At 72.9% G+C, this 16947-nt stretch carries 13 protein-coding genes; 11 read left to right on the top strand and 2 right to left on the bottom strand.

What is annotated here, in order from left to right:
* The first annotated feature begins 242 nt into the window (after positions 1-242).
* Positions 243-1466, top strand: coding sequence for a hypothetical protein (locus ABH928_RS33690; RefSeq protein ID WP_370072514.1), 1224 nt, complete (start codon positions 243-245; stop codon positions 1464-1466).
* A 40-nt stretch (positions 1467-1506) separates the two neighbouring features.
* On the opposite strand, the gene ABH928_RS33685 is transcribed toward ABH928_RS33690, so the two are convergent.
* Both ABH928_RS33685 and ABH928_RS33680 read right to left on the bottom strand, forming a co-directional pair.
* Positions 1507-2034, bottom strand: a complete 528-nt coding sequence (locus ABH928_RS33685; protein WP_370072513.1) for an NUDIX hydrolase — start codon at positions 2032-2034, stop codon at positions 1507-1509.
* A gap of 20 nt (positions 2035-2054) precedes the next feature.
* Positions 2055-3122: an acetamidase/formamidase family protein gene (locus tag ABH928_RS33680; RefSeq protein WP_370072512.1), complete on the bottom strand. Its 1068-nt coding sequence runs from the start codon at positions 3120-3122 to the stop codon at positions 2055-2057.
* Between the two features lie 140 nt (positions 3123-3262).
* Between ABH928_RS33680 and ABH928_RS33675 the strand changes: the two genes are divergently transcribed.
* The 10 genes from ABH928_RS33675 (at position 3263) to ABH928_RS33630 (ending at position 16874) form a co-directional block, all read left to right on the top strand.
* Complete coding sequence (locus tag ABH928_RS33675) at positions 3263-3700, top strand: SRPBCC family protein (protein WP_370072511.1); 438 nt, start codon at positions 3263-3265, stop codon at positions 3698-3700.
* Positions 3701-3895: 195 nt separating this feature from the next.
* Positions 3896-6301, top strand: a complete 2406-nt coding sequence (locus ABH928_RS33670) for an MFS transporter (protein ID WP_370072510.1) — start codon at positions 3896-3898, stop codon at positions 6299-6301.
* 420 nt (positions 6302-6721) lie between these two features.
* Entirely contained in the window at positions 6722-7912 is a 1191-nt protein-coding gene (locus ABH928_RS33665) for a glycosyltransferase (RefSeq protein ID WP_370072509.1), read from the top strand.
* A 153-nt stretch (positions 7913-8065) separates the two neighbouring features.
* Positions 8066-9565, top strand: coding sequence for a sugar transferase (locus ABH928_RS33660; protein ID WP_370072508.1), 1500 nt, complete (start codon positions 8066-8068; stop codon positions 9563-9565).
* A 110-nt stretch (positions 9566-9675) separates the two neighbouring features.
* Positions 9676-10989, top strand: a complete 1314-nt coding sequence (locus tag ABH928_RS33655) for an O-antigen ligase family protein (RefSeq protein WP_370072507.1) — start codon at positions 9676-9678, stop codon at positions 10987-10989.
* The gene (gene murJ / locus ABH928_RS33650) at positions 10986-12788 is read left to right on the top strand and encodes a murein biosynthesis integral membrane protein MurJ (RefSeq protein WP_370072506.1); all 1803 of its coding nucleotides are present in this window, start codon (positions 10986-10988) and stop codon (positions 12786-12788) included. The genes ABH928_RS33655 and murJ overlap by 4 nt, the downstream gene beginning before the upstream one ends.
* Positions 12778-13602, top strand: coding sequence for a polysaccharide deacetylase family protein (locus ABH928_RS33645; RefSeq protein WP_370072505.1), 825 nt, complete (start codon positions 12778-12780; stop codon positions 13600-13602). The genes murJ and ABH928_RS33645 overlap by 11 nt, the downstream gene beginning before the upstream one ends.
* A gap of 2 nt (positions 13603-13604) precedes the next feature.
* Positions 13605-15005, top strand: coding sequence for a glycosyltransferase (locus ABH928_RS33640; protein ID WP_370072528.1), 1401 nt, complete (start codon positions 13605-13607; stop codon positions 15003-15005).
* Entirely contained in the window at positions 14998-15699 is a 702-nt protein-coding gene (locus ABH928_RS33635) for a lipopolysaccharide biosynthesis protein (protein ID WP_370072504.1), read from the top strand. Before ABH928_RS33640 ends, ABH928_RS33635 begins: the two co-directional genes overlap by 8 nt.
* Positions 15696-16874 carry a GNAT family N-acetyltransferase gene (locus tag ABH928_RS33630; RefSeq protein ID WP_370072503.1) on the top strand — a complete coding sequence of 393 codons (1179 nt, stop codon included), beginning with the start codon at positions 15696-15698 and terminating at the stop codon, positions 16872-16874. Before ABH928_RS33635 ends, ABH928_RS33630 begins: the two co-directional genes overlap by 4 nt.
* The last annotated feature ends 73 nt before the right edge of the window (positions 16875-16947 follow it).

The raw sequence follows: 16947 nt of genomic DNA, 5'->3' as shown, positions 1-16947 counted from the left end.
CACCCACGGCGCGACTGAAGGACCGTGGTCAAGAACATCGTGAGGCGTCTACGCCGAGGGCGCAGGCTCAGCGTGCTGTGACACCCGAACGCTCCGTCGCGGCGGCTCCCAACGCCGACGGAGGTGGTGCAGCCACGATACCCCGGTTACCCCGCGGTAGGAAGAGTGGGCGCTGAACGGAGGTGATGACCTCGACGGGGATTCGGTACTGTCCGGGCCGACTAGATGACAAGGGGGGTTTGATGACCGAGACACCGCCACCGGTCCCACCTGTTCCACCCGTTCCGCCCGCGCCCGCGGCACCTGAGGTGCCGGCCGCGTCCGGGATGCCGGAGGCGCCGCCCGAGCCCGTCGTGGCGCAGCCGGTGCAACAACCGTGGCCGCAGCCGCAGCTACAGCCGGTGCAGGGCCAGACCCACGGCCCGTTGATCTACCCGTGGGCAGTCGGGTACCAGCCGGAGCCGGTCTCCGGTTGGGACGGGAAGGCGATCGCCTCCTTCGTCCTCGGAGTGCTCGGTGTGTTCCCGCTCAGCATGATCTTCGGAATCCTCGCCCTGGTCGGCGTCGGCCGCACCCGGCGGCGGGGCAAGGGGCTGGCGATCGCGGGCGTGATCCTGTCGAGCCTGCAGACCGTGGCCGTCGGGATCGTGGTCCTGCTGGTCCTCCTGTACCAGTCGGCGCCGGTCCGGTACCCCAGCTCCTCGGGCGCGGCCGCACCGGCCGCCGGCGTCCCGGTCGACCAACTCCCGCTCGGCACGTGCTTCGACGTGCCCAACGGCATCGACGGATCGACGTACCTGGTGAACCCCGTGCCCTGCAGTGGGCAGCACGACCGGCAGCTCTTCGCGCGGGACGTCATGAGCGGCCCGTATCCCGGGCTGGACGCGGACAAGCTGCAGAGCACGCTGGACTGTGACCGGCTCGCGTACGCCGATCTGGTCGACCCGATGGGCCTGGCGGCCCAGAGCGCGGTCATCTGGTCCTACTACCCCGACGAGTCCCAGTGGACGGGCGTGCCCGAGATCTGGTGCACCATTGCCGGGTACGGCGGAAGCGGTCCGCTCACCGGTGACTTGGAGCCGCTGAAGTCCCACTTCACCGCACCGCAGCTCGCCTTCCTGGATCTGGTCCGCCCGACCGCCGTGCTCCGCGCCGAGGTGAACGACATCTCTTCTCTCGACTGGGCTCAGGGGCGTGCCGTCGCCGCCCAACTGGCCGCCGCGGACCGGGCCGAGTCGCAGCAGGTCACCGGTCCGAGCGCCACGCAGACCGTCTTCACCGGACAGTTCCGGCAGCAGGCGGCCCTCGAACTGGCCCAGGACGACAGGGTCGAGGCATCCGACGCCCAGGTCCTGGCTCGCGCCGCCTCTGAGCAGGACTGGACGGCGGCGATGAAGCTGCTGCAGGACGACGGGGTCCCGAGCGACCTGCTGACCCTTCGCGTCAACCTCGGCCTGGGCGACTAGGACCTCGCCGTGCGCCTCTTCGGCCGGGTCGAGGCCGTCGTCACCGAGTAGCCGCCCAGGCCTGGAGGCGGTGCCAGGCCTCCAGACCGTCCGGGACGACGTCCCAGCCGGGCAGTGTGGCGGCGAGCTGATCCGGTGTCAGGAAGGCGTGCCAGGCGACCTCCTCGACCTGCGGGGCGACCTCGACCGGGGTGCGGGCGCGGTAGACGGCGGAGAACCAGCTGTGGTCCGGGCTCTCGTAGAGGAAGGTGAAGAGGTGCTCCGGCCGGATGCCGGTGACCCCGAGCTCCTCCTCGGCCTCGCGCTTCGCCGCCGCGTCGTAGGACTCGCCCGCGTCCACCACGCCGCCCACGAAGACGTCGTACATCGACGGGAAGACGATCTTCTGCGGCGTGCGCCGGTGCACGAAGATCCGGCCGTCGTCGTCCGTGGCGAGGATGAAGACGCAGCGGTGGCGCAGCCTGCGGTCCATCACCTCGCGGCGGGTGGCCTGACCGACGACGTTGTCCTCGGCGTCCACGACGTCGAGGATCTCGTCCTCGTTGAGAGGGGCCTGGTTCTCGGTCATGCCAGGGATCATGCCAGGCGTCATGCCGGCAGGGCCCCGCCGATCTCGCGCGCGACCTCGCGCAGATGCGTGTGCAGACCGCGGTACGGCGACTCGGCCGCGCCCGGCAGCCACTCCTTCCTGACCTTCGCCACGGCGGTGTAGTTGGTGTCGCAGACGTTGGCCAGCGGCGACTCCACCGCCTGGCTGAGGAACTGGTACGCGTCCATCGACGAGAAGCCGTAGTCCCGTACCAGCCACTGCACCAGGTCGAGTTGGGCGATCCGGAAGGCGTCCTCCAGCGGGCGGGCCGAGCCGGTGGAGATCAGGTGGGTGTCGGATTCGATGCGCGGCCAGGGCGTCGCCACACCCTTCAACAGTTCGACGAGCACGACCGTGTTCATCGCGCACTCGACCGCCACGCCGCAGGTCTCGCCCTCGCCCTGGCGGGCATGGCCGTCGCCCAGGCTCAGCAGCGCGCCGTCGACGTTGACGCCGAGATAGCAGGTGACGCCCGCACGCATCTCCGGAGTGTCGAGGTTGCCGCCGTGGGCGTCGGGCACGAGGGCCGAGCGGACCTCCAGGTTGGCGGGGGCCACACCGACGGTGCCGTGCATGGGATCCATCGGCAGGTCGAGGACCAGGTCGCTGTCGTGCGCGGTGAACCGGCAGAGGCGGGCGGCACGGTCCAGCTCCCAGATCCAGACCCGCTCCGGCAGCGGGTCCTGGAGCGTGGCGGTGGCGTGGGTGGAGGTCAGCGCTCCGAAGAGCGGGACCGTGGTGGACGCCGCCCAGTCGCGGGACGGCTCGACGGAGACGAAGTGCACCGCGACCGTGTCGCCGGGTTCCGCGCCCTCGACCCAGAACGGCCCGGTCTGCGGGTTGAGGAAGGGGAACTCGCACACCTCCGACACCAGCGTCCGCTCGGAGGTCACCCGTCCGGCGAAGCAGTCCTCGGTCGTCAGGTCCAGCACCGTCCCGGGCGCGATCCGCGCCACCGGCGCGGCGCCGCCGAAGGTCCACGCGTACTCGTCGGGTTTGGGACGCACCGTCAGGATCCGGCGCTCGCGCGATCCGTCGGTGGTCCATTTCGTCGCTCCATCGGTCATGTCGCCAAGATGGCAGTGCCGCGCGCCCGGCCACCAGAGGGCGGAGGCGATCGGTCGATGTGGTTGGCTTGGCGCGCAGCATTCCTGCATCGGTTCCCCCGCAATCCCAAGCACCAGTACACCCCCGTCAGGAGCACGTCATGGGTCAGGTCTACGCCGTCACCGAGCGCGTGGTGGACGCGTCGCCCGAGCAGGTCTTCGACGCCGTCGCCGACTACGAGAAGGTCCGGCCCACCCTGCTGCCGCAGCAGTACAGCGAGTACCAGGTCCGCGAGGGCGGCCGTGGCGCGGGCACGGTCGTGCACTGGAAGCTCCAGGCGACCGAGAAGCGCGTGCGCGACTGCCTCTTCACCGTCACCGAGCCGTCCTCCGGCCGCCTGGTGGAGACGGACGCCAACTCCTCCATGGTCATCACCTGGACGGTCACCCCGGCGGGCGAGGGCAAGTCGAAGGTCGTCATCGAGACCACCTGGCAGGGCGCGGGCGGCATCGGCGGCTTCTTCGAGCGCACCTTCGCGCCCAAGGGTCTGAACCGGATCCACGACGAGGTCCTGAACCGTCTCGCCGCGGCCGTCTGAGGCCCTGTCCCACCGTTCTGCACGGCTCTGCGAGCGCGCTCCAAGCTGCTCGCCCCTGAGGGTGAATCTGACGCCTGATCGGTGAGCGGACATGTCGACTTGGCGTCACATCCGTGCAGGTGACGCCGGACCGGCGCGGTTGATGTGATGATCGTGCCGGTCCGGTCAATCGGTGCAAGCTGCAAGGATTCCGGCATGTCCGTGATCGAAGCAGCACCCGAACGGGCCGAAACCGCACCCGAATTCGTGTCTGTCGAGCGGGTGTCGGGCGGACCGGCGCCGGTCCCCGCGGTGCGGGTCCGGCTGGTCTTCGTCGGGCTGATGCTGGCCCTGCTGCTGGCCGCGCTCGACCAGACCATCGTCGCCACCGCGCTGCCGCGGATCGTCGGCGACCTCCACGGACTGAGCAGGATGTCCTGGGTGGTCACCGCCTATCTGCTGGCGTCCACGGTCGGCCTGCCGGTCTACGGCAGGCTCGGCGACCTCATCGGCCGCAAGCCGGTCTTCCAGTTCGCCATCGTGGTCTTCCTGGTCGGCTCCGCGCTGTCCGGCTCCGCGCACAGCATGACCGACCTGATCGTCTCCCGCACGGTCCAGGGCATCGGCGGCGGCGGGCTGATGATCGGCGTCCAGGCGATCATCGCCGACGTCGTCAGCCCGCGTGAGCGGGGCCGCTACATGGGCCTGATCGGCGCGGTCTTCGGGCTCTCCTCGGTCGCCGGTCCGCTGCTCGGCGGCTGGTTCACCGACGGGCCCGGCTGGCGCTGGTGCTTCTGGGTCAACCTCCCGTTGGGAGCGCTGGCGCTGCTGGTGGTCACCCTGGTGCTGCCGCGCGCCCTCGGACAGAGCACATCAGGTGCTCGGTACCGCGAACTCGACTGGCTCGGGGCGCTGTTGCTCGCCGCCGTCGGCACCTGCCTGGTGCTGGCGACCAGTTGGGGCGGCAGCACCTACGCCTGGGGTTCGCCGACGATCCTGGGGCTGATCGGCGGCTCGGCGCTGGGCCTGGTGCTGTTCGCGCCCGTCGAACTGTGGGTGGAGCGACGCGGCGGTGCGCCCGTCATTCCGCTGCGGCTGTTCCGGGACAACGTCTTCACCGTCTCCGGCCTGATCAGCGTGGTCGTCGGCGTCGCGCTCTTCGGCGCGGCCAGCTACCTGCCCAGCTTCCTGCAGATGGTGGACGACGCCAGCGCCACCGACTCGGGACTGAAGATGCTGCCGATGATGGGCGGCATCGTGGTGGCGTCGATCGCCTCCGGCCAGCTGATCAGCCGGTACGGGCGCTACAAGATCTACCCGCTGGCCGGCGGCGCGCTCTCCACGGTCGGCATGGTGCTGCTCGGCCGGCTCAGCGCCCACAGCTCCTTCGCGGTGCAGAGCCTGGCCATGGCCGTGCTGGGGCTCGGCGTCGGCCTGGTGCTGGCGGTGCTGGTCCTCGCGGTGCAGAACTCGGTCGAGCCGAGGGACATCGGCGCGGCCACCTCGGCCAACAACTACCTGCGGCAGATCGGCGGTTCGATCGGCGCGGCGGTCTTCGGCACGATCTTCGCGTCCCGCTTCGACCACCAGTTGGCGCAGCGCGGCCTGCCGCGCAACGACTCGATCACCCCGGCCCTCGTCCACGCCCTGCCCGCGCCGCTGCGCAGCGGCTACGTGGACGCCTTCGCGGCGGCGATGCCGCGCGTCTTCCTCTACCTGGCGCCGGTGCTGGCGCTGGGCTTCGTCCTGGCCTTCCTGCTGAAGGAGAAACCCTTGGTCACCCACGCCGCACCGGAGGATTTCGGCTCGGAGAGCTTCACGCCCGAGTCCGTTCCGCAGCAGTCGGCTTCGATGCCGTTGACGGGCACCCCCGTCACCGGCTCGGTGCTGCAGCCCGACCGGGTCGGGGTCGCGCGTGCCGTGCTGACGCTGGTGGACATGGACGGGCGGCAGATCGCCCGCACCAGCAGCGGCGGCGACGGCCGCTGGGTGCTGGCCGCTCCGCGCAACGGCAACTACGTGCTGATCGCCGCGGCCCCCGGCCACCAGCCGCAGGCGGTGACGGTGAGCGTCGGCGGCCGACCGGTGGAGGTCGACGTCGTCCTCGGCGGCACGGGACGCCTGAGCGGCGCGATCCGCAGCGCGGAGGGGGCGCCCGTCGCGGAGGCGTCGGTCACGCTGACCGACCCGCACGGCGAGGTCGTCGCCAGCGCGCACGCCGACGCGGACGGCGCGTACGCGTTCCGGGACCTGGTCTCGGGCGTCTACACACTGACCGTCAGCGCGCGGGCCTACCGCCCTGCCGCGCTCGCCGTCGACGTCGCGCCGAGCGGCGAGACCCGGCAGGACGTCACCCTCGCGGGCAGCGGGACGCTGCGCGGCACCGTCCGCACGTCGCTCGGCCGCGCGGTGGCCGACGCCCGCGTCACGCTGATGGACGCCTCCGGCGCGGTGGTCGCTGCCGCGACGACGGGCGAGGACGGATTGTTCCGTTTCACGGACCTGGAACCGGGCGAGTACACCGTGATCGCGGCGGGCTACCCGCCGGTCGCCACGGCGCTCCGCTTGGAGGACGGCCACACGGAACGCGACCTGCACCTCTCCCACCGCCTGGACGACTAGCGGGCAAGTCGGGGACAAGGGGACGTTGCACTACCAGGGGCGCGGGGAACTACGCGACAAGCCACCCACGCAGGTAGAACCCCGAACGCGCAGGGCCATCCGCACCGGGTGGATTCTCGCGCAGTTCCCCGCGCCCCTGGGTGTTGCAACTACCTGCGGCAGCGAAAGCAGTGGCTTGTCGCGCCCACGCGGCGGAGCCGCAGATCAGCACAGCCCCGGGCTCCTGGTAGTGCAACGGACCCGGTCGGCGTAACGGTCCGTGAAGATCCTGTGACGGTCCCCGGCGGTCCAACGCCGTCGGAGTCACCGAAGTGACGCCTGCTCACCCAAGCAGGTACAAGAATCCTCCGTCCGGGTGAGCGTCGGAGAAAACCTCCTGTCCACCGGCATATGTTGCGCGACGTGCCCAGTTGTGAACCCTTGACGATCCTTCATGTATCGCAGCCCGTCGACGGCGGCGTCGCCCAGGTCGTGGCCGACCTGGTGCGGGGTCAGGTCGCCGACGGGCACGACGTGGTGGTGACGTGCCCGTGTCCGGAGGGTGGTCGACTCGGGCGGGAGGCCGTGGCGGCCGGCGCGCGGCTCGTGCCGTGGAGCGCCGAGCGCGGTCCGGGGCCGGGGCTGCCGCAGGAGATCGCCGCGCTGCGCAAGGTCGTTGGCGAGGCGCGGCCGGACCTGGTCCATCTGCACAGCTCCAAGGCCGGCCTCGCCGGCCGACTGGCGATCCGCGGGCGGATCGCCACCGTGTTCCAGCCGCACGCCTGGTCGTTCGAGGCGGTGTCGGGGCCCACGGCCCGCATGACCGAGCGGTGGGAGCGCTGGGCGACGCGCTGGAGCGACCGGCTGGTCTGCGTCAGCGCCGAGGAGCGGGCCCGCGGCCAGGCCGTGGGGCTCGGCGGACGGTGGGCGCTGGTGCCCAACGGCATCGACCTGGAGCGGTACGACCCCAAGGGCCTGCCCTCCCGGCAGCGCGCCCGTCGGGCGCTGGGGCTGACCCAGCACGCGCCGCTGGCGGTGTGCGTCGGGCGGCTCTGCCGGCAGAAGGGGCAGGACCTGCTGCTCCGGGCCTGGGGCGAGGTGCTGGCCGAGCTGCCGCACGCGCGGCTCGCGCTGGTCGGGGACGGGCCGGACCGGGGCGCGCTGGAGGACTGCGCGGCGACGCTTCCGGTGCCGGAGAGTGTCGTCTTCGCGGGTCGGGTGGACGATCCGCGCCCCTGGTACATGGCGGGTGACGTGATGGTGCTGCCCTCGCGGTGGGAGGGCATGGCGCTGGCTCCGCTGGAGGCGATGGCCTGTGGCCGCCCGGTGGTGCTCTCGGATGTGGCGGGCGCACGCGAATGTCTGGGCGAACAGCAATTCCCCGTTCCCGTCGGCGACACCCGAACGCTCGCCACGTCGCTCACCCGGCTGCTCTCCGACCAGTCGCTCTGCGCGGAGCTCGGGCGTCGGTCCCGCGTGCGGACGGCGGAGCGTCATGATCTGCGTGCCACACGGATGTTGATGGCGCAGACGTACGACGCCGTGCTCCAGTCGCGTCGCGTTCCGGCGCCCGCCGGTCCGGTCGGGACGGCCGCGACAGCCGTCGGTCGACGGATCGGAAAGTCTGACTAATCGTCAACGGTGTGAAGACCGCCCGCCGCTGTGAGTATTCCAGCAGAAATTCTGTAATGTCCTATTTGCCTGCTTCATTCCTTTCTCCGTGAGACGGCATGGGTGCCGCTCGCGGCGGCAGGTGCTACCTCCGTCAGGGGAGTACGTGCGCGGATGACCACCATCGACAACGAGGAACTGCCTGCGGGCATGGGGGCTGTCGGCCTGGCCCCCGCCCGTCGGCAGGGTCCGGGAGTCTCCTCCGCGGCGAGCTCCCCGGCCGTCCGGGGTGGAACCGGCATCCCCGCCGCGTTGCTCGCCGTCGACGTCGTGGCTGCTCTGGGGGCGCTGGCGCTGGTGCTGCCGGGCGACGCGGCCGCCACTCTGCGGGCCGCCTGCGGGCTGCTTCCGGTGCTCGTGCTGATGTACTCCTCCGGTGGGCAGTACCGGCTCCGGCTGGCCCCCTCGGTACTGGACGAACTGCCCGGCCTGGCCGGGCGGGCGGCCATCGCCCTCTCGTTCGCGTTGACCCTCGAACGCTGTCTGCAGACCTACCTGCTGCCGTTCGCGCTGCCGACCTCCATCCCGGCCGACGCCCGGGTGCTGGGCGCGCTGCTGCTGTGCCACCTGGTGCTCGACTCGGTCGGCCGCGCCCTCGTCTACCGCGCCGTGCGCACGCATCGCCGTCGCTCCCCCCGACCGACGCTGATCGCGGGCGCGGGGCACGTCGGCCAGCGGATCGCGGGGGCGCTGCTGGAGCACCCCGAGTACGGGCTGCGTCCGGTCGGCTTCATCGACCCGGACCCGATCTTCCTGCCCGCCGACTCCACCATGCCGGTCCTGGGCGGCCCGGACGCACTGGTGCGCGAGCTGCCCCTGCGCGGCATCCGCGACGTGATCCTCACCAGCGGCGGCATGGACGACGAGCGGTCCGCGCAGATGCTGCGGACCAGCACCGACTTCGGCTGCGACGTCTGGTTCGTGCCGGGCTTCCCCGACTACGGGGCGTTCGAGCACGGCGGACGGCGCACGGCCGTCGGGGACCACCTCTGGGGGTTCCCTTGCCTGCGGCTCGGCAGCAGCCCGATGCACCGGCCCAGTTGGGCGCTGAAGCGCGCCGCCGACCTCTGCTTCGCGGGCGTCGGGCTGCTGTTGTCCTCCCTGGTCCTGCTGGCCTGCGCGATCGCCGTGCGGGCCGAGGGCGGACCGGGAGTGATCTTCCGTCAGGAACGCGTCGGCCTGGACGGGCGGACCTTCACCCTGTTCAAGTTCCGCACCCTGCGGCCGGTGGACGAGCACGAGTCCTCGACGCGCTGGAACATCGCCCACGACGACCGGCTCGGCCCCGTCGGGCGGTTCCTCCGCCGCACCTCGCTCGACGAACTGCCGCAGCTGTGGAACGTGGTGCGCGGCGAGATGAGTCTGGTCGGCCCGCGTCCCGAGCGCCCCTACTTCGTCATGCGGTTCGCCCAGGCCTACCCGCGCTACCGCGAGCGGCACCGCGTCCCCGTCGGGCTGACCGGGTTCGCCCAGGTCAACGGGCTGCGCGGGGACACCTCCATCGAGGACCGGACCCGGTTCGACAACTACTACATCGACAGCTGGAGCCTGTGGCAGGACGTCAAGATCCTGCTCCGCACGGTGCTCGCGGTGCTGCGGACGGACGGGAGCTGAGAGTGCACCTGGCTGAGAGGGTGCAGGGTCTCACGGTGCGGGGCTTCGGTTTGTGCGGGAGTACCTTCCGGGGGTTCACCCTGCGGGGACTCGCCCTACGGTGGGGCGCCGTGCGGCCGGCCCACCTGGTCGCCCTGACCGTGGTCCTGGTCTGCGTACCGCCGGGCAACCAGGACGTGACCGCACAGGTCCACGTGACCCCGGCGGACGTCGGCTCGCTCGCGCTGGTCGCGATCACGCTGCCGTGGGCGCTGTGGCGGCGCACCCGGTTCATGCCGCTCCGGGCCGCCGTGTTGAGCGCGGCGACGCTGGTCGGCGTCGGGGTGGCGACGGCCGCCTCGCAGGACCCGCACACCAGCCTCTCCGGCTTCGTCCGGTTCGTCCAGATCTTCGTGGTGGTGCCCGCGGCCGTGCTCTACGCCGTCCGCGACCGGCGCGACCTGCGGCTGGTCTTCGGCGCGTTCGCGGCGGCGGCGCTGCTGGAGGGCGCGCTCGGCGTCTCGCAGTACCTGACCGGCACCGGCGCCTCCTACGCGGGCGGCGACCAGCGGGCGGTCGGCACCTTCGGGGCGCAGGACGTGATGGCGATGTCCGTGGTGGTCAGCTTCGGGCTGCTCGCCGCGCTCGGGCTGGCCCTGGAGGCCCGTCGGGAGCAGCGGACCGTGCCGATGCGCTGGTGGTCGCTGACCGCACTGGCGTTGAGCGTTCCGCTGGCACTGTCGTTCAGCCGTGGCAGCTGGATCGCCACCGGCGTGGCGGTGACCGTGGTGCTGCTGCTCACCGACGTCCGGCTGCTGCTGCGCTGCGTGGTCGTGGCGACGGCGGCGGGCGTGGTGCTGCTCGGCGGGCTGGCCGCGGGCGGTGTGGTGAAGATGGGGGGACCGGACGGCGGCCAGGCCTCGGTGACGGCCCGTCTGGCCAGCATCGGCTCGGTCACCGGGGCCGCCGACCACTCGGTGACCGACCGCTACGACCTGTGGACCACCGCCGAACGCATCTGGCGGGCGCACCCGGTCACCGGCGTCGGGCCGAAGGAGTTCCCCGCCTTCCGCGACGCCTCCGCGCCGCTGCGGCTCTCGTCCGGCTCCGACACCGGCGGCGCGGGCGCGGCGTACTCGCGCGAGCCGCTGCTGTCGCCGCACAACATGTACCTGCTGGTGCTGAGCGAGCAGGGCCTTCTCGGGCTGACCTGCTTCGGCGCGCTGCTGCTCGGCACCGCTCTCGGCTGCTGGCGCAATCCGGCCGTGCTCGGGCTGCTGGTCTGGCAGTTGGTCGACTTCCTCTACGCCGACATCGGCGGCACCACCACCGTGCTGATCTCCGTGCTGCTGGGCCTCTGCGCCGGGGTGGGCACACGGCCCGGACCGCTGGCGATCCCGTCGCCGCGCTCCGCCCTGACCCGAAGGGAGGCGTCGGCCCGATGACCACGGCTACCGAAGCCCCGCCGCCCGCACCGGCACCCGACGCACCGGCCCCCGCACCGACGCGCTCCTTCGTCGCCCGGGCGTTCGGCGTCACCGCGCTGTTCAGCGCGCTCGGCTCGATCCTGGGGCTGCTGCGCGACCTGCTGCTGGCCCGCTTCTACGGCGCGGGCTCTGCCACGGACGCCTTCCTGGTCGCCTGGACCGTGCCGGAGACGGCCGCGCCGCTGCTGATCGAGGACGGGATGGCGTTCCTGACCGTCCCCGCCTTCAGCGCCGCGCTGGCCGCCCGCGGGAAGCAGGGTGAGCAGGCGGTGTCCGGGGAGGCCGCCGCCGAAGCCCAGGAGGTCGACCAGGTCCGGGCGTTGGTCGCGGCGACGCTGCCGCCGCTGGCGCTCGCGCTGGCGCTGCTCTCCGCGGTGACCGCGATCGGCGCGCCGGTGCTGGTGCGCCTGCTCGCGCCCGGGCTGGCCGATCCGCAGCTCGCCGTCGTCTGCACCCGGCTGACCGCCGTCACCGTGCTGCCGTTCGGCCTCACCGGCTACCTCAGCGCCGGACTCCGCTCGCACCACCGCTTCACCGGGCCCGGCGCGGTCTACATCGCGTACAACTCCGGGATCCTCGGCGTGATGCTGCTGCTCCACGGCAGCCTCGGAGTTCGCGCCGCGGCGGGCGGCGTGGCGCTCGGCAGCCTGCTGATGACGGCGGTGCTGCTGCCGCCGTTCGCCCGGCACGTCAGCCGGTTGACGTGGCGTCGGCCGCGCGGAGCGGGCGCGGCCGGGGCGGCGACGTCCGGCGGGCCGGTGCTCAGCCCGATGGCGCTGCTGCCGATCGTGCTGTTCACGCTGACCCGGCAGTCGCAGATCTTCGTCGAGCGGTTCATCGGCTCCACGCTGCCGCCGGGCACCATCTCGGAGCTCAACTACGCCGAGAAGGTCGCCCAGAACGTCATGATCATCGGGATCCTGGTCTGCACGGTCACCTTCCCGATGATCGCCAGGGCGCTGGCCGAGGGCGACGTCCAGCGCGCGCGCCAGCGCGTCGAGGCCGACCTGTCCGTGGTCGGCGCGGTGGTGCTGGCCGGGACGGTGGTGTTGGTGGCCTGCGCGCCGCAGGTGGTCGGTGTGCTGTTCGAGCGCGGCGCGTTCACCGCACAGGACGCCGCGGCGACGGCGTCGCTGATGCGCGTCTACAGCCTCGGACTGCTGGCGCAGGGCCTGGTCGGCGCGCTGATCCGACCGTTTCTCGCCGCTCGTCCGGCCGTCGGCTTCGGCCCGGGCGTCGCGGTCGACGGGACGCAGCGGCACACCGCACGGCCGTTGGACCGCACCGACTGGTACCCGATCGCCGCGATGGCCCTCGGGCTGCTGGTCAACATCGTGGTCGCCGTCGGGGCAACCCCCTTCGTCGGCGCCCTCGGCCTGGCCGCGGGCAACGCCGCCGGGATCAGCCTCACTGCCGTGCTGCTGCTGCACGCGCTGCGCACGCGCGGCATTCCGGTGCGGACGCACACCGTTCTGGGCGGCCAGCTGCGGCTCGTCCTGGCCGCCGCCGGGGCCACCGTCCCGGCTTGGCTGGCCGCCAACATCCCCGGCGTGGACGCGTTCGGGAACCTGCCGCCGCTGCTGCTCGGAGCGGTCACGGGCTTGCTTTTCTTCCTCGCTCTGGCGGGGGCGCTGCGCGCTCCCGGCGTGAGCGACGTGCTGGCCGGACTGCGCGGACGGCTGGCCTCGCGGCCGACCGTCGTGCGCCCGCGCGGCGCAGAGATCGAACATGCGACGGGAGAGTCTGATGGTTGCTGAACCGCTGCAGGACGAACGGCCGTTGGCGCAGCAGAGGGGGAACGTGGTCCAGGCTGAGCGCACCGAAGATGTCGAGGGCACCGAAGGCGTCGAGCGCGCGGAGGGTTTCGCCGGCAGGCCGCCGTGGACGCTGATGTACCACTCGGTCGACTCGGACGAGCAGGACCCGTACCTGCTGACCGTCTCCCCGGAACGATTCGCCCGGCAGATGGACTGGCTGCACCGGCGCAAGCTGCGCGGCGTCGCGATGAGCGAGCTGCTCCGCGCCCACGCCGAAGGCGCCGCCGCCGGGTTGGTCGGACTGACCTTCGACGACGGCTACGCGGACTTCCCGCGCGAGGTGGTGCCGGTACTGCGCCGCCACGGCTTCACCGCGACCGCCTACGTCGTCGCCGGACGGATGGGCGGCCACAACGCCTGGGACGCGGACGCCCCGCGCAAGCCGCTGGTGACGATCGCGCAGGTCCGGGCCATGGCCTCGGCCGGGGTGGAGATCGGCTCGCACTCGCTCAGCCACCGCCGGATGAAGGGCCTGCCCGCCGAGGAGCTGGCCCTGGAGACCCGCCGCAGCAAGGAACTGCTGGAGTCGGTGGTGGAGGCCCCGGTCGCCGGTTTCTGCTACCCGTACGGTCTGTTCGACGACGCAGCGATCGGCGCGGTCCGCGAGGCCGGGTACGGCTACGGCGTCGGCATCGGCCACCACGCCGGGACCAGCCGCTGGGCGCTGCCGCGCTGCTACGTCGGCCAGCGGGACGGCGGTCTGCGCCTGCGTGCCAAGCGCGTACGCCACGCGGTGCGGGGTATCGGATGGTGACGATGCGTCAGGCCGGTGCGGATCAGCCCGGCCCCGAGCGGGTCCGTGCCGAGCGCCCGCTCCGGGTGCTCCATGTGATCACCGGCCTGCGGGCAGGCGGCGCCGAGCAGCAACTGCGGCTGCTGCTGCGGCACCTGCCCACCGCCGGGCCGGGCGCGGTCCACTGCGAGGTGGTCCAGCTCTGCGCATCGGGACCGGACCCCGGCACGGTCGCCGTCGGCCTGCGCGCCGACGGGATCACCGTCCACGAGCTCGGGATGCGCGGCAACCGCGACCTGGCCGCGCTGCCGCGCCTGGTCCGGCTGATCCGCGACGGCCGCTACGACGTGGTGCACTGCCACCTCTACCGGGCCTGTCTCTACGGCCGGTTGGCCGCCCGGCTGGCCGGGGTCAGGGCCGTCGTCGCCACCGAGCACTCGCTCCAGCCCGGCGTGCTGGAGGGACGGCGCACCGGCTTCGGCGTGCGGCGGCTCTACCTGGCCGCTGAGCGGCTGGGAACCACCACCATCGCCGTCTCCGAGGCGGTCGCCGAGCAGCTCCGCGCCTGGGGCGTCAGGCCGGGCCGGATCCGGATCGTCCCCAACGGGATCGAGCCGGACGCCTACCACCTCCCCGCCGCGTGTCCCGCGGTGCCCCGAGCCGCGCCCCCGGCTGCGTCCCGAGCCGCGTCCCCCGACACGTCCCGTGCCGCATGCCGTGCCGCGCTCGGGCTGCCCGAGGAGGCGTACGTCGTCGGCGGCGTGGGCCGGTTGGTGCCGGGTAAGCGCTTCGACGTCCTTCTCGACGCGATGCCGCTGCTGCCGGACGCCGTCCGGCTGCTGCTGGTCGGCGCGGGCCCCGCACGGGCGGAGCTGCTCGACCTGGCCCGAGCGCGCGGCGTCGCCGACCGGGTGGTCCTCACCGGCGAACGCGACGACGTGCCCGCGCTGTTGGGCGCGATGGACGTGCTGGCCGCGCCGTCCGAGGGGGAGACCTTCGGGCTGGCGCTGGTCGAGGCGCTGGCCGCCGGGCTGCCCGTGCTCTGGTCCTCCGGCCCGGCCCTTACGGAGCTGCCGGTCATGGACCAACGCGCCCTGGACCGCCAGGGATCGGCCCGCACCCAGCCGACGCCCGAGGCGTATGCGGCGGCCGTGGAGCGACTGCGCCTGCGCGGCACGGAACCCGGACAGGGGAGCTCGGACCGACCGGACCCGCCCCGCGCGGTCGTCACCCGCTACGACATCGCCCGGCTGGCCCCGCGCGTCGCCGCCGTCTACGCCGAGGCACTCGGCGAACCCGGCCGCCCGTCGTCGGACCCTCACCCCGTCCCTCACCCCCTCCCGCATCCCGACCCGGACTCCGCCGCACACCCCGCCGCACCGCAAGACCGCGAAGCCTCACCCAAGGAGATGACCCGTGCCTGAGAGCGAGAAGCAGACAGCCAAGGCGCACCCCGTGCTGCGGGCCGCGCTGCGCAGGTGGTGGCCACTGCTGGTGGCCGTCCCCGCCGGAGCGGTCGCGGGCGGCGGCTACGCCCTGGTGGCCACCCCGCAGTACCAGGCGAACGCCTACGTCATGGCGGTCGCCGACCCCGGCTCGGACAGCTCGACGGCGGTGAACTTCGCCCAGGCCTACGGCCGCGTCGTGGGCCAGCCGGAGATCCTCGCCCCGGCCGCCGCCACGACCGGCGCGACGGTCCGTCAACTGACCACCCAGATCCAGGCGCAGACCTCCCCGGACGCGCCGGTGATCGAGATCACCGGCTCCGCGGCGAGCGCCCACCAGGCGGCTCGCGAGGCCAACGCGGTCGCCCGCTCCATGGTCGCCTTCGGCGACACCACGGCCAAGCAGACCCACATCCGGTTGATGACCTTCGCCACAGCCGCCGAGCCCGCCACCCCGTCCTCACCCTCGCGCAGCCTGGACGTCGCGGTGGGCGGCGCGGCGGGTGCGCTGCTCGGCAGCCTCGCCCTGCTGGCCCGCACCGGCGGCACCGGCCGTCGCCCGGAGGACCTGCCCGGGACGGCGGACGCGGTGACCGGGAGCGTGGAGCCCACGGAGTCCGACGCCGCGCCGGTGCCCGAGCAACAGCGGGAGTCGGCCGGGGCCGGGGCATGACCACGCTCGCCCCCGAGTCGGCGGCCTCGGGGCCCGCTCCGCTGCTGGAGACCGTCGTGCTGCGCGACGAGCGCGCGCTGGACGCCCTGGCGGCGGAGTGGGACGAGCTGCAGGACCGCAGTCCCGGTGCCACGCCGTTCCAGAGCCACGCCTGGCTCTCCTCGTGGTGGCACAGCTACGGACGCCCGGGACGGCTCCGGCTGGTGACGGTCCGTCGGGACGACAGGCTGATCGCCGTGGCCCCGCTCCACCGCGACGGCGCGGCGCTGCGTCCGCTCGGCGGGGAGATCACCGACTTCCACGACGTGCTGCTCGACGGCGAGCATCTGGACGAGGCCGCCGGCGCGCTCGCCGCCGCGCTGGCGGCGGAGCTGCGTGGCCCCTGGGCCCGCCTCGACCTCGGTGAGGTACGGGCCGACGCGGCGCTCCACCACCTCGCCCCGCACTGGCCGCGCACGCTGCGCCGCCTGCCCGGCTCCCTGGTCCAGCACCTGCCCGGCGTCCCGATGGAGGAACTGCTGACCCGCCTGCCGGGCCGCACGGCCCAGCGCACCAAGGTCAAGCTGCGCAAGCTGGCCGCCGCGGGGATCGAGGTCCGCACCGTCCTGCCGGGGGAGGCCCCCGAGGCGGTCGACCGCATGCTCGCCCTGCACGCGCTCCAGTGGCGCGACCGCGGGGCGACCCCCGAGCACATGCGGGACCGGTTCGCCACACACCTGCGCGCGGCGGCGACCAGCATGGCCGCCACAGACCGGGCGACCCTCCGCGAGTACCGCCTGGACGGCCGCCTGATCGCCTGCGACCTACAGCTCCAGGGCCCGACCCTGACGGCGCTCTACGTCTACGGCGTCCACCCGGAGGCCCGCGAGCGCGTCGACATCGCCGGCATGCTGTTCGGCGAGGCCCTCGCCCACACCGTCGCCGCCGGCCGCGCCGAACTCAGCCTGCTTCGCGGCAACGAGCCCTACAAACAACGCTGGCGCCCCGACCCTGCCCACAACGAACGCGTCCTCCTGGGCTCTCGCCCGGCCGTCGCCGCCGTCGCAATGGCGGCGTGCGCGAGCGGGCGCGTGAAGGGCTTTGCGCGCGAGCGCATGCCGTGGCTGGCGAGCGTCCGGTCGTGGCGGCGAGTGCTGGCACATCGCCTCTCCGGCGGGACGCAGAGCGACAGTTAGCGACTTCTGAGGCAATTTGGGGAAGTCGCGCCTCAGGGGCGCGGGGCTCTCCCTGACCGTGCAACGTCCTACG

Origin of the sequence: Streptacidiphilus sp. MAP5-3 (genome assembly GCF_041262505.1) — a bacterium.
In the GTDB taxonomy this organism is placed as follows: Bacteria; Actinomycetota; Actinomycetes; order Streptomycetales; family Streptomycetaceae; genus Streptacidiphilus.
This window is presented reverse-complemented; position numbering and strand designations above follow the sequence as displayed.